Origin of the sequence: Streptococcus sp. HCA-5024 (genome assembly GCF_037890265.1) — a bacterium.
GTDB classification, from domain to species: Bacteria; Bacillota; Bacilli; order Lactobacillales; family Streptococcaceae; genus Streptococcus; species Streptococcus lingualis.
Window position 1 is genome coordinate 116,851 of the sequence record NZ_JBBKBR010000001.1, and the last position, 21,722, is coordinate 138,572.

Genomic DNA, 21,722 nt, shown 5'->3' on the forward strand with positions numbered 1-21,722 from the left:
CTTAGTGTAATTCGGAAATCGCATCATAAATTGACTGCAATTTCTTATTGTCTTTATTCTTTGTGTCAATCAGTGTATGTAGCTCTTCAATTTTCTTTTGACTACTTTGAATATCGCTATTGTTATCTGCAATAAGTCTTTTAAGATGTTGCTGATAACTTGTAGTGATATCTGTCTCTTTTCCTGTTCTAACCTCTGTAACTTTGGGTTTAGAACTAGAATTTGATTCCGTCACAGGTGCTTGTTTGCGCTTTTGAAAAGCTGCTTCATAATTTACATCATTACCTCCTTGATGATTTCCAAATAAGGCCGCAATTTTATCTGGATCTTCTTGATTTTCTGATTTACTTTCTAATGGTTGATTAAAACTCCAATCTTTTGTCATTCACTCATTTCATCCTTTCTAAATTCAGAATCATCGAATTGTCTTTCTTTGCCAAATGCATGGTCAAGAGCTTCTTCAAAACTCATGTGACTAATGCTTTGACGCCTTTTGAACGTCGCAAACATCGCTGTCTCCAGTTGCTCTTTGTAAGCAGCTAGTTTTTCTGTCTCTCTTGCTACCTTACTTTCTTGCCTAGTGACCTTTTCTTCTAAGCGTTCAATAATGGTCATATACGATCCTCCTTCATTCTAATATTAGCTAAAACATCTTGATTTTGTTATCACAATTCTAAACATTGAGAGGTTTGTCTTACTGGTGGATTTCCAAATGTCTCTTTTGCATTCTCGATCATCAATTGTAAATCTGATTTCTTTTCTCGAAGAATATCGTTCCAGTCTACTTTTTCTTTCCCAGATTCATTATCAGGTAAATCCAGTAAAACAGGCAATCCAGCTTGAGATAACTTATCAGAAAAATCTTTACCTGCATCATCACAATCTACTGCCAGTGTCAATAAATCAGGATGATTATCAAAATAGCTGGTTGTATCACGAATTGTATTGATTAAAGGCAATAACTTTGAAGGTATTACTGTATCTAAAAATTCCAATTTCTGATTTTCTTCAGCTATCAGTCGTAAAGTTTGATAAGCGACAACAGACCTTTTTAATCCCTCCATAGATACCAAACGAACATCAGATAGATTTTGTTGATGAAGTTCGTAATAGCTCATCAAATCGACGAACGATTCACAAAAGACCAGTCTATTTGGTTTACCAATATCAAAGGATATTCCAATATATCCATGGCTTCCTTTTAGAATCGTTTTCAGCCTCTCTCTAGGAAGAGAGTGATTCTTATAAATCCCCTGTAAGCTTGCTGCCTGCAGCTTGTGACGATGATCAAAGATTTTAAAAACAATAACAGGTTCAACTGTTTCATTTGTTTTCCAGCTGGCTTGTGCTATTAAACCTTGTTGAATCATCCTTTGTACGATTTCTTCTGAAATTCCTCTACATTCTGTTAAGTAATATCTGGCCAGACTACAGTTAGAATCTTCTATTCTCTTTAAAGGATAATAAAATGGTCTCTCTCTTTTTTCTTGAACAGCTTCTTTTTGAAAAGGTTCTTCAGAAAGAAAGGCTAGAGCTTCTTTAAAGGAAATTCCCTGAACAAGTCGAACAAAATCAATGACATCACCTTGAATATCTCTTGAAAACCATTTAAAAGTATTGGTAGTTGAAAAAATCCGAAATGAATCGTGTTCAGGATGTTCATAGACACTGCTCGAAACTTGTTTAAAGGAGATACCTAAACGATTGGCTACATCAAGAATTGAAATTTGCTTACATTCTTCTATTTCCATGCAATATCATCATTTTGTTGTAGTATTTGGTAATGATGGAACAGATGAGGATTCTTCTAAAGTTTTGGGAGTTGCATTATCTAAATCATCTAATCCAGATTTCCAAACCTGTACTTGGTTGACCAATAACTTACCAGGTAGTTTAGAATAGGACAATTTAACAGTTCTGGTTTCTGTCTGATTGGTCTTTGATTGGTTGGCATTCTTTAAATCGGATACATAGGTTACATTATAAGAGACCATGGCAATGGCTTGATTCGTAGTCTGATTGACAAAGATATCAGCTTTTTCAAAATGATAATCTAAAATATAATCCTTATACACTTGGTTCATGGCATCATTTTGACTTGACAATTCTTGAGAATAAGCCGATTCAGTCATATAGGGTTGAATACGTGTATTATTTTCCCCTAGCTTTTCTTTCGTATAGTATTGAGTCAAAAATTCTTTTACTGTATCCGATGACAAAATGCTTGTTTTATCTTCTGCTTGTTTATCCTCTACAAGTTTAGCTGCAACCAATTCAATCTCTTTACGACTTTGCTTAGCAGTAGAATGTTGACCAACAGTATATCCCATCATGAGAATAAAGCTAGTTGCGGCTACTGCTCCAACACTAATTAAGGCTTTAGTTTTGACTTTATTTAACATCTTAGACCTTCTTTCTATAAAAACTAGGTCAAGAATAACAAAAAGGACTTGTAAGTTTTATCACACCATAATAAAAGGTGATTCCTACATTTAAGAAGCAAAATCGTACAGTTAAGAGAAAAATATCAAAACTATCTGTCTTCAGCTTATAATGTAACTATGAAAAATTTAAAAGAAGAAAATTTGAGAAGAGCTCTTTCTCATATTGAACGACATAAACAAGCCATAAATACAAGTAATAACAGTAAGGATAATGATTTTCATAAATTACTGCTCCAATTTAGCTATGAAGTATATGAAAGAATCAAGACTAATAAAAAACCTTATCCGAATTTAGATTCAGATAAAGTCTTCTGACAACAAATCTCATGTTACCTCCTTGTTTATTATGACTGAAGGTTCTTACTGTGTTTTATGATGTCAATACAGAAAAAAACGATCAAATCAGTACTATTTTCCTTTGTGCTCTAAACTGCATAAAGGGAATATCGATGAGTACTTTCATTGATCGTTATTATTATTCAAATTAATTCAATAATAAAAGTAACTTCATCTAAATAATAAGAGCAATTAATTAGCTCAGCAACAACGATAACCACAGCAACTCCTTCTAAACGATGCAAGGAATATCCGCCGTGGCTATCTATTTACTTTTTTTCTTTTACTTCTGTAAGTTACTTTTGTTATTTTTACTTTTTCTGTACTATATCATATTTTGATTAAATTGTCATCTAAGGAAGTAATTTTAAAAAAAATGGAAATTTTTTCAACTGTATATTTTGACAATAAAAAACACTTTTATGTCAATTTAATGATTTTAGAGCGTTTTTAGCTTATTTGATTTTAAAGTTGTCGTCTATTCCTTAGAATTACTTGAAGAACAGGAAAAATTCGACAACAAAGTAAGTCGATCTATTCAGTTATAAAACCTATGAAGGTCTTTCTGCTGGAACTAGCCACTCCTACTTTGGAGATGTAGATTATACTCTTACTTATTCAACTGATAATATCCCTCATGATTTCTCCTCATGTGGTGCTAGTAAACTTCTATATTATAGAACGAAAGGGATAGAATCAACATTTAAATAACACTTTAGAGCGAAAGAATATACTGTCTTGTACCAAATTCCTATTTTAAAAAAGGTAAACTAATTTATTACTAAATTAGTTAATAATTTACTCCAATAACACTACACTCTGTAAAACTAAAAACACAAAATTACCAATAGTACCTTTTCTCACTCAGATATTTTTCTTTTTGTTCTCTAGAATTTTCATGATTTCTAATTCCTAGTAATTCGTCTGTTGAAGAAACTATTGGGTCAATCCAGTCAGCTTTGGATCTAATCCAATCAATTTCTTCTTTACTAAGCTTCCCCGCTATCTCCAGTTTATCAGCCATCAGGAAAAATGACCTCTAGATAGAATGCCATTGCTAATGGTAATGAGATTGTTAAAGAACAAATATTTCAGACGACCTCGAAAAAGAATTGAGGTTGTCTGAAAGGCAGAAACTGCGTGCGTACTTTGACGTGCGCACCTTACTTGTAAATTTAAAAATTTATGCAAGCTACAGCTGGCTAGGCAACCAATTTAACGAAACTTTTTTCTAGGATCTTTAAACGTTCCTATAAATTTTAAGTCATTATAAAGTTTTTCTGGATCATCGGGTTTAAAAGTAGCGTTTGCATAATAATACAAAGAATTCCCTTCATTCACACCTTTTTCTTTAGATGCTCTTATAATTTCTTCTGTGGCTTTTTTCGAATGCGTACCAATTTCTTCAGCTAAAATTTCAATTGGAACAATCTCTCCGTTTTTGGTACGAAAAGCTACAAAAAAGGCTGAATCAATAAATGAAACCCCAAAATCTGCAAATGCTGGACATTGAGAATCTGAATCTTCCATTCCTTCAGTGTATTTATTAAATTCATCTAACGTCTTATTTGATGTTCCTATCCATACAGAAATCATATTTTTTGTATCTGAATCAAGCATTTTAATCGTCCTTTCTCAATTATTGAAAATTTAATTTTAAATTTATTTCATTGCAGAGGTTGTCTGAAAACAGAAACCGCGTGCTTCCCTACGTCAGGATTTGAGGTTTCATGCGGGCTACGGCTTGCTATTTATCATATATTTCCAAGTTTTCTAATTCACCTTCATAAGTTATTTGAGCAGATATTTCCATATCAGGAAGAAACGAACCAGAATAGTATATAAATACTAAATCATCAAAATATGCTCTAATATTGACAATTTTTAAATCATTTGCTAATTCTTTATTATCTAATTCTGTTGGTTCATAATCACTTTGCTCATAACAAGTTTGATTAATCTCTATTGAAATGTCTCTTATTAAATCATCAATGTTTATTCGTTTAAAAAAGCTCTCTACCCTATCAAGAATTGGATAAATTTGGCTTTCTCTTTGTATATCTCCTGATTCATCATCAATAAAAATGGGTATATCATACGGTTGCATATCACTAGGCGATAAAGATATTAAAGCAGTAGCTTTACCGTCATTAAATTTTAAATTTTTAATCATGGATTAAATCCTTCCTAGGGTTGAAATTTAGAAACTACTTACGTGCGCTCCAAACATACTCTCCGTTGTGATAGAGAGTTACATAAGGGCTACAACCTACTCATTCATCTTCATAAGCATCACCATAGCTTTGAAAAGAAGAATCTAACCAAAACCATTCTTTTTCATTGGAAACCAATTTCTCCAGTAGTTCTGTAAATGACTTAGCAATAATGGGAGACTCATCAGGTGTTGCATGAGTTTCTATAAAACTATCATAACAAAAACCAAATCTTTTTTTGTTTAAGTCTATACTGATAAATTGACCAAGCTCTTGAGAAGATGCAATCATGAACCAATCATTACTGATATCATCTGCCAACTCCTCCCAAATAACATCATCAGCTGGATATAGAATTTGGTTTGTTGGTTGCAATTCTGAAAGTGAACTGATTCTTATCTCACAAGAAGTATTAATATTAAGAATAGCATATTCATAATTTTCATAAAAGAATTCTAAATCTTTTGGCAAAGAAAAAGCAAATTTTGGTTTTGATACTGCCTTCAAAAATTGATGACTACTTTTTTGTTCTAATTTTTCAATTAATTCTTTGATTTTCATAAAATACTCCTTAGGACTGAGAGTTTTTGTTCAGGTTACGACTTGCTATAATTACTTTAATTTAGATATGTATAGAATACCATTTCCCATCATAACTATCAAATTCTTTTACATTATCTAATTTCCAGAGACCTGTCTGTTTTTTAAATTTATAAAGTCTTTGTGTTTCCATTCCAGCGTAAAGCACATCACTTTTTACAGTTATAGAGCTACCTTTTTCTTCTATTTCAATGATTTTCTCGTTATTTGGATTGAATGTTGGAGGGTAGCTAACAGTCATACATTCTAACTTTCCCATTTTTCTTGGTTTATCTGTTAGGTATTTATCGTATATTTCCTTTAGTGTTTGTTTCAATATCTCATCAGGAATATCTGTGCCTGCATCAATATGCTTATTAGCATTATCTTCCCATTTATACATTTCCATCAGAAAACAATTTAATACAGTTTCAATACTTTCATTCATAATTCAATCCTTTTTAGTTTTGTTTAAGTTGTTTGTACGAAAAATAATCCACCAGATAGATCTCGATTTATAAAAATATATCCGATGTTCTCAGTTAGATAAAAAATTTCATTTATTTTTTCAGGTAGATCCATTCCTAAGATTTGACCTATGAAAATATATTTTTCTAGAAAATCATCACTCTCTTGCTGTAAATATTCAGGTTGTCCTCCTAGAAAACTCATTTCATCTATATTCTCAATAGGATTAATTGGATAAAATTTATCTAGGTTAAACCTGAACTGATGTTTATCTCCGACGATAACTCTAGTGTATCTTTGAATAGCATCGTCAATTTCAGTAATGTAGTCAAGAAAATAATCTTCTTTATCATAATAAGAAAAAACGTAAATTGCTTTATCTTTATATTCCTTATCCTGAAAATCTGTTTTAAATTGAGGTGCAATAGTTAGTAGATTTTCAATTGGTATAAAAGCAACCAATGCTAACTCATGACCATCTGGCGCTATCACTTTATTTGAATAGTCTAAATCTAGCCCAACTAATATATTATTTATATTTGGTTTACTATCTAAAAAGTTAAAATTAACGTATCCATTTTTTTTCATTTAAATTCTCCTAAAAATTTAAGGGCATTTCTTACCTGATTTTTTAATTTTTGAGGTGCAGTGCAATCTTACTTTTTGGTTTTTTTCTTAGGATTTAATTCGTCTTTACGTTGCTTATAAAACTGCCAATATTTTTTGTCCTCAATACTAAATGGATAATATCCAGCATCATTATAAGCAATATCAAAATATTTATAAGCTTCATCATATTTTCCAAGGTCATAATAAAAAATACCAGCTAACAGGTACGTCCCTGCATTAGTGGTTCCTAAGTCAGCGACACTTAAAGCAATACTCAGCCATTCCTTAGCCTGTTCATATTTTTGATTTTTATAATACAACTCAAACAAAGCAATCGTAACCATTGTCGTTGGATGCGCCCATTGAGTTACTGGCTTGGGTATTAGCTCAAATGCTTCTTTTAATAACTTTTCTTGTTCTAAAAAAGGTTTATTATAAGCCTCACAGACTAAATCATTAATCTTTGATTCTAATTCTGGATTAACGGCATCTAAATTCATAGCATACAACTCCTCAATAAAAATGAAACAAGGTTGTCTGAAAATTGATATCAGATACCCTTGATATTTGGTGGGACTCGACCTAACCCACGCTTACTAAATATTATAATGAATGATTTTTAACTCTATTCCTAACTCAGATAATAATTGAATTTGATTTAAGGAGATTTTATATTCACGAGTGGCCTCATCGGTACCCCAGCTGTATATTATAAGCTCTTTATTTAGTTTATATTTTTTAAATATGTAATTTAAATCCTTCTTTATGCTTTCTATTGTTTTTATAATTTTATTAATTTTTTCCTTTAAATTTTCCTCTTTATCTATGCCAAAAGAATAGTAAGAGTGTTCAATTACAAATTGAATCTTTTGGTTTGGTGATGTAAATAAATCTCCCTTGCTATAAAATTCAGCATTTTTAATATTAAGTATTTTGTCTATTTCTTTCATGTTGATGTAATCATTTGATTCCATATAAAATGTTACTTCAATTAAATTATTCAGCATCATCGCAACCAATTCCTGTTCTAATAAATTCAGAAGAATTTTTTCTTCTTAATAAATGTTCTCCAGTTTTATTTTGTTTATAAACATCATAATGAGATACGGCTCGTTTACCAACATAATCACCTTTAAACGCATGTGGATCTGTGCCTATTTGATCTAAAATCCGGTTCAATTCTTTTTGGTTAATTAGTTTACTATCTTTTGTATCTCCGTCATTACAACTAGACGACAATCTATATAAATCTACCCAAGCTTTTACATTTTGAGAATAGTTATAAAAATTGCTTCCTCCCCACAAACCGACTCGCATCAGGCTCATAGTACCTGAAGAAGTTGAAATGCGGCATCGGCATATTGGTTTTGCAAGTAGAAGGACGATATGCGTTATCTATAAATATAATTTTTGAATTTTGCTTAAATATTATCTTCTTCGCAAGACAAGAAGTAGTCATAATTATTTATGTCTAATTTCTCGCATAAATAAGGTTCGATTATTTTTGCAACTTCATTTGATATCCAATATTCTTCATACATCGAGCTAGTTTCATGAAAAATTTTTTGTAAGAAATCGAGAGATGGTTCATTCTTAAAATTTATGATTTCAATAAATTTATCTCCATTTTTTTCGAATTTTGATATAAATCTTATGATTCTTTTCACAGTTCTATCCTTCTGTTTTTAATAGGTTCTTTTAATTATTTGCCAGTCTTAGAGGAAAATGCGCCAAGGTATTTTCCTCGTTTATCATATTTTTCAACTTCTCCATGTTGAGAGTCACATTCTAGAATGCAGGCTCCAGTGATGGGGCTTCGATAGGCGAAACCGCGTGCGTGCGTACCGCACACACTCCACGTCAGGACTTAAGGTTTTGTCCGGGCTATGGCTTCTTTCTCCGTAAGGAATAAAATGAAGATCGAAGGTCATCTGAAATTTATTTTTCAAACTACCCTATGGTTTAGTTTTATCTTGACTCAACCAACTTACTAGGTTTACTTTAATATTTTTCCCAGGATAAATCTAAATCGTTTTGTGGAATACATCCCATAGTCAAACATTTTACAGCACATTTGTATGCTATTTCTTTAGATAAAATATATTTAGACTCAAATAAACCAATTTGCCCTCCCGTATTTAATTCTATTTTTAAGGTACTTCCTTCCTTAGGGTTTGATAAATTAAAAACAATGCCATTTTCTTCACCTGTTACAACATATTTCCCTCCCCCTCCACCAATCATTAAATAGTTTTCTTCTGATAAAACTAAATTTACAAGAGTATGTTGCTTAGCATCTAATTTTTCTAAAATTTCTAAAAGTCTCTCCGAGGAATTAATATGATAAACCTCTTCCTTACAATGAGATCCACTCCAGTTATCCAAAGTAATTTCCATAATAACCTCCTTATTTAGGTGGGAAATATCTTTTACTTCCACTAAGTGTATGTACATTAATTGACTCAAGCCCTAACTCTCTAGCTAACGAACCAATACCATTGTTTCTACCACATGAAGGGCATAATTCTCTATCAACATAAATATCAACTGTTTTTGCTTTGCCTTTCATACCAGTATTTAAAGCTCTTTGAGTAACATGCCCTTCTGCATGTGTCTTAGTAATAGCATTGACTTTGTCAAAAGTAGTATCTATTCCGTGTTCATTATGTCCATAAAATACTCGACCACCGATTTCTAAACGAGCAGCTGTATGCGCATCCAATTCATGCCCTGCCTTAGACATTTTTTTACGTTTGCGGAATCTAGCCAATAATCGAAACTTGTGTTTAATATCACATGGAGGATCAATAGTTTACGTTCTAGCCCAACCAGAAGGATCAATCCATCCCAGTACATTAAGCGCAAACTGATACAGGTTACTACCACCTGCCAACCCAATCGGATCCTGATTCACAAACCGACCTCAGGCTCGTAATAGCGCATCAGGTTCTAATGCAGCCCCGTCTCTTCATCGAAGTATTAGTTTTGCAATCTGAACGGCTGGTGCGCATTCTTGTAAACCCGCTCATCCTTTTTCAGACGGCCATTGCCTATCCTTCTGCCCAAGGCGTCGTAGCTGTACGCTCAAGTTTCTTTCGTGCCGTCTTTTTTAAAGATTTGGGCTTTAACCAAATTGTTGAGGCTTGTCTCACTCTACAGATTGCTAATTATTGATAATAGATTTTTTAGCTATATGTATTAGATCTTTATAATTCTCCATAAAAGGTTCTTCTAATGTGGATTCTAACAAGCATTCTAAGTCATATATTATTTTTTGCTCAGCTTCATCAATAATTTCATTATTTTCAACGAACTTAACAAGACATTCAAAAAAAACTAATACTTCATAGTTGTTTAATTTAATAATATAGTCGTTGGACTCTTTTTTAATTTCCATAATATTATAATGCTCCTCGAGAAACTACATTTTGTAAATGACTGGTAATGAGATTGTTAAAGAACCAATATTTCAGACGACCTTAAAGAGGATAGTGAGGTCGTTTGAAAAACAGGAACCGCGTGCATGCGTATAGCGAAGACTTTACGTCGTGATTGGAGGTTTCATGCGGGCTACGGCTTGCTATTCACCCAACAATGTTTCTTTAAATAAGTTTTCAAGTGATTCATATAACATTTCCATTTCTGATGAATCATGATAATAAATAAAAATATGTCCCTGTTGGTCCATTAAAATAGGATTGCCTGAACCATCATCTGATATTGCATAAAGTTTATTCATTGGTTGTTCATATAATTCTAAAAGTTTTTGAAATCCCTGAGTTAATTCGATAACTGTTTCTTTTCCAATTAATGTTGAATTATGGAAAGCATGGATATCCAAACCAGCGCTTGCGCCACCGAATTTTTTAATAAATTCAATGTAATCATCGTGAAAATTTATTCCTAAAATATTTTCAGCAAGTTTAATTTCCTCACTACTAGCGGGTATCCCTTTAAACTCAGGGTAATCTTGAAAATATTTAATAAGTAAATTCATTGTTTCTTGGCTAATCATTAAATACCTCTTCTTGATAATTCTTTTAAAGCTTGGTCGTACCAGAACTAGCGTTTCCATTGATTAAATTCTTTAAATTTAGTTAATATGGAAGTCCTTTGGCTATGATGTTTACAGCATATCCTTGAGTTATATTTGTTCATATAAAGTTAAGTTTTTTTCTGTACTTTTATATATATCTGTATAGAAATAAATTTTATTATCTTTTATCTCTTTCAGATAAACCAAGTCTTCGATACCACCAATATACTCAATTGATAAATCATCTAAATTTAATACTGCAAGCCTAAATCCAACAACCCAAAATCGTCTAATGAAAACTGGAATATAAATTTTTCTATTGAAATACAACAAAGGCCCTCCAAAACCCTGTTCTTGAATAATAACTTGACCGTTAATGGACAGACTTCCAACTAGGGGAGAACCTTGATTTACTTCCATCAAATCAAGGTAGCTGACTTCCCAATTGTCAAACAAAAATTTTTCTTGAAAGTCTAAAGGAGTTTCATTCAAGATTTTTAACTTAGACATGTTTATATTTTTTCTTGTCAAAGAATTGAAATCTTCTTCTATTTCTACAAGGAGTTTACCCACCTCATTATTAAATGGCCAAGAATCAATTACTATCCGAGACAATAAAAATTCTTTTCCTTTTTTTGGTTGAGAAATACTTTCTGAATTTAGATAATTAATCATGTCATATAGTTCATTTTTTATAGAAATCAACTGCTGTTTATTTGTATAACTATATTCATCACAATTATTAATCATTTTATCAATTTCGACTAAAACTATATTAGTCTTTTTTATAAATTGCTCCTGATTCATTGTCGTATTAACCTTTCTAAGGCATTAATATATTTGTGTTTATCCGCCAAGAAAACCCAAACCTTGAGGTGCAGCTTTGCCTTCAATAATAGTTGTTCCTGGTTTCACTATAAATTGAGCAATATTAGTCATGTGGTTTCATTTTGGTTTGACTGCGAAGCTACTTCTGGTAGCATGGAATGTTTCAAATAAATAACGACCTAATCGAATCCTGATTCACAAATTGATCCACAGCAGGTTCGTAACGATAATCTGCTCAAACTTATTAATTAATCGATATTTATTAGTATTTTTAATTCTTCTGGTAGTTTTGCACCATTTCTATGTGCCTTCTTAGCCCAAAATATGGCTTTTTCTTTATTGTCTTGTTTGAAAAATAAATCAGCTAAATTGAATTGGGCAATTGGATGTCCATTTTTTGCCGCGATCTTTAGCCATTTAAATTCCAAATCTTGATCTAAAGATACAAACATATGATATTGATATAATTTGAATGCTGAGTTTTTATCTCCATTAGTGGCCTTCTCTTCGAGAATATGAATTTCTTCATCTGAAATCCAATAAATACTACCTGTTGATATGCAATTAGTCATTTTCTCATCCCTTTCTGGATGTTGTGCGCGGGGGCGAAGGCGAACACTTCGTTGCCCGCTTGGGTAATCCTGCCCAGTTTGTCGTACTCGAACCAGGTCGTTCGCGTCCGTTGGTCGGTGCTGTGGGTCAGGTTGACTGAAGGGTGCGGGGGTAGCAATTGACCACACAGCGTCGGGATTGGAGGTTTTGCCAAGGCTACGGCTTGCCACGACTTGTTTTTGGGTCTCGATCCAACCTACGCTTGCTGACAGTTTTATTTGAAAACAAATGATACATATAAATTTTGATTATTTTTAAAGTTATCTAGATATTCTCTAGTTTTTATAATACTATCACTTTGAATATTTCCTTCGTAATACCAATTATCATAGGTATGTTCAAATTTATTATTATTTTTTTTATATAAATCTCCTCCTAAAATAAAGAAATTTAAATTTTCTAAAATATCTATAATATCATTAGATAATTCTATAGGTATAATTACAGTATTTTCTCCTTGTTCAAGTAAACTGACTCCATTATTAATATAAATGCTAATTAATTTATTCATAAATACACTTCCATATGGCATTTTAAACTTTCTCTTCTCCGTTTTTTGACTTTTTTCTTATTCGAGGCCGTCTAAAAAGCGGAAACCGTGTACGTGCGTACCGCAGCCCACGTCAGGATTGAAGATTTCATACTTGCTACGGCTTGCTACGCTTACTATATATATACGACGCTACGCCAGTTTATCAATCATCAGGAGTTTCTTCTAAATTATTTAAAAACGCCTCAAATGATTTCGCAATAATAATTGAATTTCTTTTAAAATTAGCTTCCCTTGATATATTTTCACTCCATACGTCCCTTACATAATAAATAATTTGCCAACTATTTTTTTCTAAACAGAGATAATTACCTCCCCAATCAAAAGCAAAAGGAATTAAATTCCTAGGTAACTCATTAAGTTCCCATTCATTTATTGATCTTCCTTCTAATGTGAAATCTGGATCATCCTCAAACTGCTTAGAATATTTCATTGGAATGAAGTCGCGAATTTCAATATAGTCATAATCAATATTATCATTGACAAAACAAGAAAGATTGGGCGTACCTCCATTCCATTTGAAGTAATGTGACTTGAATGAAGATGGAAAAGATACTTCTAGTTTTTTTCAACTTCATTAAAATCATTTTCAGATAAATTTTTATCACAATCATAAAAATTGAGCATGCTAAACTCCTTAAAGTTATACAAAGCAAAGGATTGCTTCTTCTGGAATAGTTTATTTATTTTTAAAGTTAAGCGTTCACTCCAATAGAAATAGATAAAACATCTTCCTCATTGTCGAGTAGAGATATATCGATAACTTTATCTATTTTATGACCAAAGAATTTTAAACAATAAAAATTAGGTTTGTTTATTAATTCTAGCCAATTGCTAATATTTTTTATTTTGATAATAAACAAGGGGAATAATTCTATTGGTATTTCAGCCGAATCATTTATTCCTCCATAAAAGTATACATAAGCAATATCATTTTCCTCTGATGCAAAAAAACTTAATATTTCATTTTTTATCGATAAACTAAAATTTTCTTTTGATAATTCTATATTTCTATAGGGGGTAAAAGTACGATTTATTATTTCACATGAGAGTGGATATGGAATAATTTTTTCAGAATCTGACATTAAATTATTTAAAAAATGAATTTCTTTCATTTTTTTCATTAAATGATTCTGTTTTAAGGTAAATATTTTATCTTCTAAAGTTGTCATGATACTATTTCCTATGTTGTACGGTTACATTATCTTTGTATTACTCCCAAGAAAATGTACGATTCCCATTATTTCTTTTTTGACTAAGATTTCTATCCATTTTGGCAGTAGCTACATGCCACTGTGGACAAGGGTGTTTTGCAATCGGAAGAGTTTGTGAGCAGTTCCGGATATGTTGGTTTCACTCTTCAGGTTACCCCAACCGTAATAATTGCCGAACCAATCTAGGTTGCCATCCTTATCGGTCATCTCTCTCGGGATGCCGATTTGGTCGCAGTGGAAGTAGTGGGTTTGTTGGCGGTTTTCTCCGTCTTTGTTGGTCCAGTTATGTACCTATGCCAAGGGTTCGTGCGTACCGCACACCCTACGTCGGGATTGGAGGTTTCATGGGGGCTACGGCTTGCTTTTAAGTTTTATAAGAATAATATTATGTATCAAGAAATGGCATTAATTGTTCTGGCTTTAAAGTTAGTAGTGAGATTGTTTTTCCTTTAGTATCGCAAAATTCAACCTCATATGCTTCATAAGGATTTGAATAAACTTCTACAATTGTACCGATGTCTCCTTGTTGTAAATTAAAACCAGGAAGATCTTGTTGCAATTTGACTACTTCTAAAAGTGAATATTTCATTAGAAACTCCTTAATAATTAACTATAAAACATATGTAGTTGCCTTTGGAGGTGTACTCCTGAAGTAATCGCGTTCCGTCCACCGCGAGTTCGTAGGCGGTTTTGGCACCGAGTCCGTCGATGTAGGCGGTCAGTCGGTCGAGGCAGTCGTTTTGCCCTCTCCCCAGCCTTCTCCCACGAGAAAGGGAGTAGATGTTGGGATGGAAAAAAGTTCATCCAACACTTCTTTGATTTATATTAATCCCAATAAAAGTCTGAATTATTTAATTCCTTCCACTCTTCCAAAGAATAAAGAAAAGGCAAAGAAAAGTTTTCCAATATTTTTTCTTTTAAATTTTCTGACACCATAAATGCTCCTGAATAATTATAATTGGAAGACAATAAAATATCCTTATCTGAATTAGTATATGCCTCCAGTGAATAATCATCTTCATCTAATGCTAAATCTGGGTAAACAATTTCATCCTGAATTTCCCAATCAACTATTCTTACCAAATAATAGATTTCATTCGTCAATAGCTCGCCTTTTGTATTGACAATAATTACCTTGCTCATACCAAAATCATGATCAAACCCGTATTTTTTAATAAATTCCAAAAAACGCGCTGACATGATAAAGAAATCATTATATGGAAGAAAATCAAAAGTAACACCTCGGGCTTTTTTCAAGCATACATACACCTGTTCAGGCATTGGAGGAATTTCTTGTCCCTTTACGAACCAACTCCATGGAAAGTCAAAATCAGGATGCGTTTTTTTAGGGTTAAACTTCTCTGATATACCTAGAACACCACTGCTTACACGTGGTAGCCCTATTTTTTCTGCTTTATCCATGCTTTGTAGGGCATATCCCCATACTAGTAATTTTTTCATAATATTCTCCTAATCTAATCGTTTTGGTGAGTTGGTAGATGAACATCCTCCAACAGATATGGACTTACTCAAACGTTTTTTTAACCTTTCTTGTAAATTTCGTAAACGCCGTCGCGCTTGTGCCTGTAATCGACCATGATATGGTTGCGGTAGGCGAAACCGCGTGCGTATAATTCTGCGCACACCTAACATTAAAATTGAAGGTTTGTGCGGGGCTACGGCTTGCTTAATAAATTTATTGAATATTCCAATTAAAAATACTTAAATGGATAAACATTAAACAAATTATTACTTACACTATTTACTGAATTTATAAACTCAGCTTTTACATTATCCGTAAGTGTCTCTCCTTCATCTAATAGGTATTCTAAATCTCGGTATAAGAAAGCCAACTGGATAAATTGTGAGAAATCTATCCCTAAATTTGTAAATCCAGATTTGGTATATTCTCCAGTATCATGATTATAATGAAAAATGGTATTATCTATTTTATTTAAAAACCATCCATCTCCCTGTCCTGCTTGTCCAACACTCCAAAAACACCTTGATATTTCGGGATAATTACGCTCTAAGTATCTATTTTCATTTAAAGCCTCTTCATAATTAAAAAGAGAAATATCAGGTATTATCACTACCTCCTGATACTTAGTAATGAATAACAAATAGTTATTATCTAGCTTGGGAAGTTTATCTAACTTTTTAATCTCTACTTTACGCTTAATACATATATTAAAAAAATCCTCGGGAAATAATTTTAATTTGAACATAAAAGTATCCTCCATAAATTTCAAACCATGTATCGGATTCACCAGCCGATCGACTCCTACCGTCCCCTTTACGGTAGGGAAGTTATAAATAAAGTTGAATAGTATTTGTTATTTTTTTTTGTGTTTCAACACTAATTTCCTGGTTAAAATTTTGGATTAATTTTAAAAAATCAATAATTAAGTTGATTTGACTAGTGTTAAATATCGTACTTTGGTTTCTTAGGGCAATATATAAAAATTCAACAACGTAACCATATAAATGAAATTTAGATAAATTAGAAAAAATATGTTTTAAACAGCAAGGAGTAAAATATAATATAGCCTTATTAGTGAAGGCTTGCCACTCTAGTGATTCAAGTATTGAGAGAAAATCATCGTATGTTATCTCAATCCAAGTTTTAGTAGATAGTTGCATTATAGAAAATATATAAGAGTTGTCACTGTCATCAAAACTTATGATGTTATTTTTATCAACTTTGAAAACTGGGAAAGTAGGCCTAATCTTTTCCTCTAGACAATTTCGTTCTTGTATATATTTTACCTCCATAAGAAATTTTTCAAATTCACAACATAGTCCTAAGTCTTTGACAAATTTAGAGATATATTCTAAAAAATCTTGAATTATATTGATTTCATTTTTGGTTAAAGATTGTAGCAAATTAAATAGTTCACTTACTTCTCCTTGGGATAGGTTAGAATAATAGCTAAATAATTCTATGAAACAATCATTATCTATACTAGGATTTTCTATTGAACTTAGTAAAAGTGTATTTAAATGTAAGGCATTTTCATTTTTTTGTTTATCTGACATTTGATTTTTAATTAATAAAATTAGATTGTTTTTATTCATGTCTTACTTTCTATATTTTAAGGTATGGCACCATTTGATTGAGTTATAATCTATTTTTTATTTACGTTTTCTAAAATCATTTAATAGTTTTACTATCTTCTCTTTATTTTCGCTGGATGAGTTAATTGCAATTCTAACGGCATTTTCTCCAAATTCATTTTGTATATTTGTATCAGATCCATTGTCAAGGAGTACTTTCACCATTTCTATATTTCCAAACATGCATGCATAATGTAGGGGGGTATATCCTAAGTCCCCTTTAAGATCGATCAATGCCCCATTTTGAAGAAATACAAGAGCATCATTTAAAGAATTATTTCTGGCTGCAATATGTAAAACTGTATCATCCATACCTCCTACTTGATTTACATCTTCAATAGTGTCACCTAAAAAATCAGGATGCGTTTCATATTTTTTTAAAATAGATAATAATTCTTTTTTCATTAACAATACCTATAGTTCTAAGTTGATAAATTTAATAAAACAGAAACCGCGTGCGTACTGTACACACTCTATGTAAGGATTGAGGGTTTCAGCTAACCAAAGTTTACTAATATAATTTCTCAAGCAATTCTAAAAAATTATTTGCAATCACACCGACTTCTTCATCAATAGAATCAATATTATGATTAAAAAAACGAACTTTCCCATCTGAGGACAAAATAATACTATCTCCAGAAGGAGTTTCTGCAATTGGTAATCCATATTGTTGAAAATCGGAATATATATCAATGATAGAGTTAAGTTTATAATCAGACTTAAAAGACAAAAAATGATCAATGACCATCTTATTGCCTTTTATTCTAATCTTAGATGGAACTCCTCCATTATTTTTAAGCAAAAAATCAACATAATCTGTATCAATCTTAAAACCTAATTTATCTTGAAATTCAATAATATCTTTGATATTTGGGTTACTTGAATTATATGCTTTACTTAGACTTTGTAAAGTCCTCTTATCTGGCAAAATTCCATAATTTTTCATCTGCTGTATGTCATCTGGGCTCAAACCAAATTTTTTAAATTTAATATTCACTTTTAAATCACTCCTATTACTAATTTTACTAAGTTATTTAACACTTTCCTTTTCCCTTCCGTGTTTGATGTTGAGCCGCACTACCTGTATGTTTCACAGACTTATGTATATCTTTAGGAAGTAACCTCATCATCCCTCCTGTATCATGATGCCATACAAACCCTGGAGGAGTCTTTGCATCATATTTATCGTTTGCTGTTTTTTTACAACGTGTTATTTAATCTACTTTATTTTCAAATCTCATAAAAAAGCATCCTTTGTATATATTTAATGAAAGAATATTATCATTATTTTCAATAATATATATTTTTTCATATAGAAAATTTGGAAAATCAGCCAATATATCTGTAACTGCACTATCTATTGCTTCATACTCATCATCTGTCAGTGGTGAGTCAATATATACATAAAGAGCAAATAATTCTTCAGTCATATCAAATGCAATAAGTCTGACTTTATTACAAATTGCCCCAAGAAAAGCCATTTGCATACTTAAAATAATTTCTTGTTTTTTCATAATTAATTTCTCAAATAAAATATAGAATTTATGTTATATCAGGCAATGCAGGAACAATATGTTTACCTTTTGCACCATATGAATGACTGTTGAAATAGATAGCCCCAACGGGTCACCCCACCCCACATCAGGCTCTTAATACCTGAAGAAGTTGTAATGCAGCCCCGTCTCACGATCGGCATACTGGTTTTGCAGGCTGAACGGTTGGTAAGCACTATCCGTTACCTTGGTTTCCTATTTCAGACGACCTTGATGTTTTGTTGGGTCTCGACCCAACCTACGGTCTAAAAATGGTCTTAAAGAGGCTTGTTACCTTTAAATACATTAAATCTTGATAGATTTGCACCTTTTGATTGTATATGTCTTATAGCTAATTCAAATTCATTAAATTTATCGAATTCTTCTATCTCATAATCTTCGGCCTGATCCAATTTATTTTTGGGTACCGTATAGTAATATGTAATATAAATTCCATTACTTTTCTTAATAGCAAACACTTGATAAACAACTTCTCCATCAATTTCAATAAGTTCATCATATCCTTTTGTTTGTAAATTAGTTAAATTTAACATATCTATTTTCCTATAATATCAATACGCACTTTTTTTCCATCCAGATGTCTAATACTTATGTGCGGGTACTTTTCATGTCCTTTTCCTTGTGGATCATCATGTCCTTTTCAACATCCTGTTGCTTTATCCATAGCATAATCTTTTCCTAATTCACAAACCGCCCTGCATCCGGCGCGTAATACCTGAATAAATTGTAATGCAGCCCCGTCTCACGGTCAGCGTACTGGTTTTGCAGGCAGAAGTGCTGGTACGAGCTATCCGTTACCTTGGTTTCATCTTTCAGACGCCCCCAGCCGGTGTAGTTGCCAAACCACAAGAGGTTTCCGTGGATGTCGATCATCTCTCTTGAGATGCCGAACGGGTCGTAGGCGTAGCGGCGGTTAAGTACGGTACAAAAAAGGTCGTCTGAAAATATCGAATCTTACTTTTTGGTTTTTTTCTTAGGATTTAATTCTTCTTTACGTTGCTTATAAAATTGCCAATATTTTTTATCCTCCATAGAGAACGGCGTGTAGCGTAACTCATTATAAGTTAGGTCAAAATATTTATAGGCATTCTCCATATCGCCCAATTCATAATAAACGATTCCTGTCCATATGAACACACCTGCTGCAGGTTCATCTTTTCGTGCCTCAAGTGCAATTAACATCCACTCAAGGGCTTTTTGATAATCGCCTAATTTTTTATAATTTTCTGAAATACCACAGGCGATTGCCGAAGTTGGCTCGACGAATTGAGTGGCTGGTTTAGGCAAAAGTTCCCATGCCTGCTTTAGAATATCAATTCTTTCCTCCGGTGTGGGCGCGTCATTTGAGTTACATACAAAATCATTGATTTTCTTATTTAATTCATAATTTACTTGATCTAAATACATAATTTATCCTTCTTAGATTAACAGCCTTTAGGTAATTTTCCATTTTTAGGCTTGCGGGGTTTCTTATAACGTTCTTTGCTCTTTGCTCCACGGGAACAGTTTCATGGTCCATATTCTAATCGATAATTATTAGAATCAAGCATCCTTTTTCGTACTGCCTGAGACTTGGCTCCATAATAACGACCGCAACGATTCCAATAAGAAACGGCATCTTCAGGATTATGTCTCATATGTGCATTCCTTATTTTTAGAAGACCTCAAAGAAGATATTGAGGCCGTCTGAGAATATAAAATTACTTTTTCTTGGCACGAATTTTTTTCAACCCGTTCTCTAAAATAGTAACTTTCTCGGGAGGAGTTCCCCTATCCAAAGCATTCCACCAGTTATTTACTGGTTTAACGAATAATTGAAAACCTTCATCCGTTAAATTTGATTTCTTAATAATTAAATCATTTTTTACTGATCCATCTTGATTAAAAGGATTTATATTTACCAACAAATCATTTTCTATTAAAAATTTCATCAAAGACAAAGACATTTTTTTTATTGCTTCTTGGTAATCAACATCTTTACTTCCTGAAATAAATGCATCAAAATCAAATAAAACTATATCATTTGCTTCCATAAGATTCCTTTCTATTTCAATCGGATAATTTTAAATAATTCATCTGAAGGTGACGGAAGTGAGGCTGTGCGTCGCCTTCGGGTTAGGCGATTTGACAGAGGTCGTCTGAAAAACAGAAACCGCATGCGTACTGCACACACCCTACGTCAGGACTAAAGGTTTTGTGTGGGCTACGGTTTGCTATGGCTTACTTGTGATTACCAGCTAGTAATAGGTCTATGCAAATTTACCCAAAATTTTAATAATGATTGTTCAAAAAAACGAAATTCGGACAGATCTTTTTCTACAACTAGACCTAATTCTTTGAAAAGATATTTAGATTTCGTTCTCTCAATAACTTCATATTGACTTAATAGCTCAGCAAACCCTTTTTTTGATGATATATCCATTTCATTATAGTATATTGCAAACTCTACTTTTTTATCATTGAAAATTGTAACCTCAGTTAACTTTTCATTATCAAACCTTAGTACAAAATTGTTTATCTCTATAATATTTTTTACCTTCGGGATAACATTGTTTGATAAGTCATATTTTTTTATAACATCTGATAGAGAACAATTTAATTCAAAATCGCCTATGCTCTTATAAGGAATAAATATTAATTTATCATGATCTAAAGTTGGGTTTTTAAGTTTACTTTTTTGAAAGTCTGAGTACTTTTTACCTTTATTATCATATAAATTTCTTATAGTCTCATCGTAAATTAATATCTGCAGAAACAAATTATCCATATAGTCGACATATAAAACTAAATTATATTTTGGAAAAATATAAAAATAATTTTCTTCATCCGAAACTTCTATTAGAGGATCCTCCTCTTCTAAAAATTTTTCAAGATTTGAAAAGTTAATAACTTTTCCATTTAAGCAAAATTCATCACAATTCATCAAGGAGGATACAGTAATCAATTCTGAATCAGATTGTATCTTATGCTTTCTATCAAACTCTAATGAATAACTAGGATCATTTAAAGTAACATCATCAAAATCAGCCTTTTTTTTACCCAATACAATTCCATCCAAAGAATTATTCAATATTTTCAACATAATATATATCCTTTCCTGTATTTGTCAATGTCAATTAGCTTCTCAGCCATCAGGAAAAACGACCTCTAGATAGAATGCCAT

At 32.1% G+C, this 21,722-nt stretch carries 40 protein-coding genes and 1 pseudogene; 2 read left to right on the forward strand and 39 right to left on the reverse strand.

Annotation, left to right across the window (positions count from 1 at the left end):
* Window position 1: 1 nt before the first annotated feature.
* The 4 genes from WKT08_RS00580 to WKT08_RS00595 are packed head-to-tail and all read right to left on the reverse strand — an operon-like array spanning window position 2 to window position 2,402.
* A complete protein-coding gene (locus WKT08_RS00580; RefSeq protein WP_340279509.1) occupies window positions 2-385 on the reverse strand; it encodes a DUF5945 family protein in 384 nt (127 codons plus the stop codon).
* Window positions 382-615, reverse strand: coding sequence for a DUF5965 family protein (locus tag WKT08_RS00585; protein ID WP_000152419.1), 234 nt, complete (start codon window positions 613-615; stop codon window positions 382-384). Before WKT08_RS00585 ends, WKT08_RS00580 begins: the two co-directional genes overlap by 4 nt.
* 50 nt (window positions 616-665) lie before the next feature.
* Entirely contained in the window at window positions 666-1,751 is a 1,086-nt protein-coding gene (locus WKT08_RS00590; protein WP_125394038.1) for a toprim domain-containing protein, read from the reverse strand.
* A 9-nt stretch (window positions 1,752-1,760) separates the two neighbouring features.
* Window positions 1,761-2,402 carry a peptidylprolyl isomerase gene (locus WKT08_RS00595; protein ID WP_340279512.1) on the reverse strand — a complete coding sequence of 214 codons (642 nt, stop codon included), beginning with the start codon at window positions 2,400-2,402 and terminating at the stop codon, window positions 1,761-1,763.
* A gap of 159 nt (window positions 2,403-2,561) precedes the next feature.
* Here WKT08_RS00595 and WKT08_RS00600 point away from each other — a divergent pair, with 159 nt between their 5' ends.
* Window positions 2,562-2,759 carry a hypothetical protein gene (locus WKT08_RS00600; protein ID WP_340279513.1) on the forward strand — a complete coding sequence of 66 codons (198 nt, stop codon included), beginning with the start codon at window positions 2,562-2,564 and terminating at the stop codon, window positions 2,757-2,759.
* 862 nt (window positions 2,760-3,621) lie between these two features.
* Here the strand turns inward: WKT08_RS00600 and WKT08_RS00605 are convergent.
* The 30 genes and pseudogenes from WKT08_RS00605 to WKT08_RS00735 all read right to left on the reverse strand — a co-directional run bounded on the left by WKT08_RS00605 (window position 3,622) and on the right by WKT08_RS00735 (window position 18,520).
* The gene (locus WKT08_RS00605) at window positions 3,622-3,804 is read right to left on the reverse strand and encodes a hypothetical protein (protein ID WP_340279514.1); all 183 of its coding nucleotides are present in this window, start codon (window positions 3,802-3,804) and stop codon (window positions 3,622-3,624) included.
* Window positions 3,805-3,995: 191 nt separating this feature from the next.
* Window positions 3,996-4,400 carry an immunity 22 family protein gene (locus WKT08_RS00610; RefSeq protein WP_340279515.1) on the reverse strand — a complete coding sequence of 135 codons (405 nt, stop codon included), beginning with the start codon at window positions 4,398-4,400 and terminating at the stop codon, window positions 3,996-3,998.
* Between the two features lie 127 nt (window positions 4,401-4,527).
* Complete coding sequence (locus WKT08_RS00615; protein ID WP_340279516.1) at window positions 4,528-4,953, reverse strand: hypothetical protein; 426 nt, start codon at window positions 4,951-4,953, stop codon at window positions 4,528-4,530.
* 100 nt (window positions 4,954-5,053) lie between these two features.
* Window positions 5,054-5,554, reverse strand: a complete 501-nt coding sequence (locus tag WKT08_RS00620) for an SMI1/KNR4 family protein (protein WP_340279517.1) — start codon at window positions 5,552-5,554, stop codon at window positions 5,054-5,056.
* A 61-nt stretch (window positions 5,555-5,615) separates the two neighbouring features.
* Window positions 5,616-6,020 carry an NTF2 fold immunity protein gene (locus WKT08_RS00625; RefSeq protein WP_340279518.1) on the reverse strand — a complete coding sequence of 135 codons (405 nt, stop codon included), beginning with the start codon at window positions 6,018-6,020 and terminating at the stop codon, window positions 5,616-5,618.
* Window positions 6,021-6,043: 23 nt separating this feature from the next.
* Window positions 6,044-6,628 (reverse strand): hypothetical protein, encoded by a 585-nt coding sequence (locus WKT08_RS00630; RefSeq protein WP_340279519.1) that lies wholly within the window; start codon window positions 6,626-6,628, stop codon window positions 6,044-6,046.
* A 68-nt stretch (window positions 6,629-6,696) separates the two neighbouring features.
* On the reverse strand, window positions 6,697-7,149 hold the full coding sequence (locus WKT08_RS00635) for a hypothetical protein (protein WP_075567210.1): 453 nt from the start codon (window positions 7,147-7,149) through the stop codon (window positions 6,697-6,699).
* A 96-nt stretch (window positions 7,150-7,245) separates the two neighbouring features.
* Window positions 7,246-7,659, reverse strand: coding sequence for a DUF4279 domain-containing protein (locus WKT08_RS00640; RefSeq protein WP_340279520.1), 414 nt, complete (start codon window positions 7,657-7,659; stop codon window positions 7,246-7,248).
* Window positions 7,646-7,975 carry a hypothetical protein gene (locus tag WKT08_RS00645; RefSeq protein ID WP_340279521.1) on the reverse strand — a complete coding sequence of 110 codons (330 nt, stop codon included), beginning with the start codon at window positions 7,973-7,975 and terminating at the stop codon, window positions 7,646-7,648. The genes WKT08_RS00640 and WKT08_RS00645 overlap by 14 nt, the downstream gene beginning before the upstream one ends.
* Before the next feature lie 95 nt (window positions 7,976-8,070).
* A complete protein-coding gene (locus WKT08_RS10455; protein WP_445330251.1) occupies window positions 8,071-8,316 on the reverse strand; it encodes a DUF7683 domain-containing protein in 246 nt (81 codons plus the stop codon).
* Between the two features lie 35 nt (window positions 8,317-8,351).
* Window positions 8,352-8,501 carry a colicin E3/pyocin S6 family cytotoxin gene (locus WKT08_RS10460; protein ID WP_445330252.1) on the reverse strand — a complete coding sequence of 50 codons (150 nt, stop codon included), beginning with the start codon at window positions 8,499-8,501 and terminating at the stop codon, window positions 8,352-8,354.
* A gap of 149 nt (window positions 8,502-8,650) precedes the next feature.
* Window positions 8,651-9,046 (reverse strand): hypothetical protein, encoded by a 396-nt coding sequence (locus tag WKT08_RS00650; RefSeq protein ID WP_340279522.1) that lies wholly within the window; start codon window positions 9,044-9,046, stop codon window positions 8,651-8,653.
* 10 nt (window positions 9,047-9,056) lie between these two features.
* A complete protein-coding gene (locus WKT08_RS00655) occupies window positions 9,057-9,419 on the reverse strand; it encodes a deaminase (RefSeq protein WP_340279523.1) in 363 nt (120 codons plus the stop codon).
* Between the two features lie 42 nt (window positions 9,420-9,461).
* A complete protein-coding gene (locus WKT08_RS00660) occupies window positions 9,462-9,563 on the reverse strand; it encodes a hypothetical protein (protein ID WP_340279524.1) in 102 nt (33 codons plus the stop codon).
* 249 nt (window positions 9,564-9,812) lie between these two features.
* Window positions 9,813-10,046: a hypothetical protein gene (locus tag WKT08_RS00665; protein ID WP_340279525.1), complete on the reverse strand. Its 234-nt coding sequence runs from the start codon at window positions 10,044-10,046 to the stop codon at window positions 9,813-9,815.
* A 183-nt stretch (window positions 10,047-10,229) separates the two neighbouring features.
* The gene (locus WKT08_RS00670; protein ID WP_340279526.1) at window positions 10,230-10,664 is read right to left on the reverse strand and encodes an SMI1/KNR4 family protein; all 435 of its coding nucleotides are present in this window, start codon (window positions 10,662-10,664) and stop codon (window positions 10,230-10,232) included.
* A gap of 129 nt (window positions 10,665-10,793) precedes the next feature.
* Window positions 10,794-11,492 carry a hypothetical protein gene (locus WKT08_RS00675; protein ID WP_340279527.1) on the reverse strand — a complete coding sequence of 233 codons (699 nt, stop codon included), beginning with the start codon at window positions 11,490-11,492 and terminating at the stop codon, window positions 10,794-10,796.
* Window positions 11,493-11,761: 269 nt separating this feature from the next.
* A complete protein-coding gene (locus WKT08_RS00680; RefSeq protein ID WP_074324580.1) occupies window positions 11,762-12,085 on the reverse strand; it encodes a tetratricopeptide repeat protein in 324 nt (107 codons plus the stop codon).
* A gap of 254 nt (window positions 12,086-12,339) precedes the next feature.
* Window positions 12,340-12,636 (reverse strand): Imm40 family immunity protein, encoded by a 297-nt coding sequence (locus tag WKT08_RS00685; RefSeq protein ID WP_247912209.1) that lies wholly within the window; start codon window positions 12,634-12,636, stop codon window positions 12,340-12,342.
* A 184-nt stretch (window positions 12,637-12,820) separates the two neighbouring features.
* Window positions 12,821-13,183: pseudogene (locus WKT08_RS00690) on the reverse strand (SMI1/KNR4 family protein); the annotation flags it as partial.
* A 187-nt stretch (window positions 13,184-13,370) separates the two neighbouring features.
* Window positions 13,371-13,847 carry a hypothetical protein gene (locus WKT08_RS00695; RefSeq protein WP_340279530.1) on the reverse strand — a complete coding sequence of 159 codons (477 nt, stop codon included), beginning with the start codon at window positions 13,845-13,847 and terminating at the stop codon, window positions 13,371-13,373.
* Between the two features lie 111 nt (window positions 13,848-13,958).
* Entirely contained in the window at window positions 13,959-14,096 is a 138-nt protein-coding gene (locus tag WKT08_RS00700) for a hypothetical protein (protein WP_340279531.1), read from the reverse strand.
* Between the two features lie 178 nt (window positions 14,097-14,274).
* Window positions 14,275-14,478, reverse strand: a complete 204-nt coding sequence (locus WKT08_RS00705) for a DUF4926 domain-containing protein (protein WP_340279532.1) — start codon at window positions 14,476-14,478, stop codon at window positions 14,275-14,277.
* Window positions 14,479-14,714: 236 nt separating this feature from the next.
* Window positions 14,715-15,350 carry an Imm43 family immunity protein gene (locus tag WKT08_RS00710; RefSeq protein ID WP_340279533.1) on the reverse strand — a complete coding sequence of 212 codons (636 nt, stop codon included), beginning with the start codon at window positions 15,348-15,350 and terminating at the stop codon, window positions 14,715-14,717.
* A gap of 251 nt (window positions 15,351-15,601) precedes the next feature.
* Entirely contained in the window at window positions 15,602-16,117 is a 516-nt protein-coding gene (locus tag WKT08_RS00715) for an SMI1/KNR4 family protein (protein ID WP_340279534.1), read from the reverse strand.
* 82 nt (window positions 16,118-16,199) lie between these two features.
* Window positions 16,200-16,967: a hypothetical protein gene (locus WKT08_RS00720; protein WP_340279535.1), complete on the reverse strand. Its 768-nt coding sequence runs from the start codon at window positions 16,965-16,967 to the stop codon at window positions 16,200-16,202.
* Between the two features lie 57 nt (window positions 16,968-17,024).
* Entirely contained in the window at window positions 17,025-17,411 is a 387-nt protein-coding gene (locus WKT08_RS00725) for an ankyrin repeat domain-containing protein (RefSeq protein WP_340279536.1), read from the reverse strand.
* Window positions 17,412-17,517: 106 nt separating this feature from the next.
* Window positions 17,518-18,003 carry an SMI1/KNR4 family protein gene (locus WKT08_RS00730; RefSeq protein WP_340279537.1) on the reverse strand — a complete coding sequence of 162 codons (486 nt, stop codon included), beginning with the start codon at window positions 18,001-18,003 and terminating at the stop codon, window positions 17,518-17,520.
* Between the two features lie 37 nt (window positions 18,004-18,040).
* The gene (locus WKT08_RS10465) at window positions 18,041-18,220 is read right to left on the reverse strand and encodes an HNH endonuclease (protein ID WP_445330256.1); all 180 of its coding nucleotides are present in this window, start codon (window positions 18,218-18,220) and stop codon (window positions 18,041-18,043) included.
* The gene (locus WKT08_RS00735; RefSeq protein ID WP_340279538.1) at window positions 18,221-18,520 is read right to left on the reverse strand and encodes a hypothetical protein; all 300 of its coding nucleotides are present in this window, start codon (window positions 18,518-18,520) and stop codon (window positions 18,221-18,223) included.
* Between the two features lie 156 nt (window positions 18,521-18,676).
* Here WKT08_RS00735 and WKT08_RS00740 point away from each other — a divergent pair, with 156 nt between their 5' ends.
* Window positions 18,677-18,808, forward strand: a complete 132-nt coding sequence (locus WKT08_RS00740) for a hypothetical protein (RefSeq protein ID WP_340279539.1) — start codon at window positions 18,677-18,679, stop codon at window positions 18,806-18,808.
* A gap of 8 nt (window positions 18,809-18,816) precedes the next feature.
* Here the strand turns inward: WKT08_RS00740 and WKT08_RS00745 are convergent, their stop codons facing one another.
* The 5 genes from WKT08_RS00745 to WKT08_RS00765 form a co-directional block, all read right to left on the reverse strand.
* Window positions 18,817-19,092, reverse strand: a complete 276-nt coding sequence (locus WKT08_RS00745; RefSeq protein WP_340279540.1) for a hypothetical protein — start codon at window positions 19,090-19,092, stop codon at window positions 18,817-18,819.
* A gap of 145 nt (window positions 19,093-19,237) precedes the next feature.
* Window positions 19,238-19,432, reverse strand: coding sequence for an RHS repeat-associated core domain-containing protein (locus tag WKT08_RS00750; RefSeq protein WP_247912195.1), 195 nt, complete (start codon window positions 19,430-19,432; stop codon window positions 19,238-19,240).
* 81 nt (window positions 19,433-19,513) lie between these two features.
* Window positions 19,514-19,966, reverse strand: coding sequence for a tetratricopeptide repeat protein (locus WKT08_RS00755; protein WP_340279541.1), 453 nt, complete (start codon window positions 19,964-19,966; stop codon window positions 19,514-19,516).
* A 293-nt stretch (window positions 19,967-20,259) separates the two neighbouring features.
* A complete protein-coding gene (locus WKT08_RS00760; protein ID WP_340279542.1) occupies window positions 20,260-20,592 on the reverse strand; it encodes a DNA polymerase III in 333 nt (110 codons plus the stop codon).
* 197 nt (window positions 20,593-20,789) lie between these two features.
* Entirely contained in the window at window positions 20,790-21,641 is an 852-nt protein-coding gene (locus tag WKT08_RS00765; protein ID WP_340279543.1) for a hypothetical protein, read from the reverse strand.
* Window positions 21,642-21,722 lie beyond the last annotated feature (81 nt).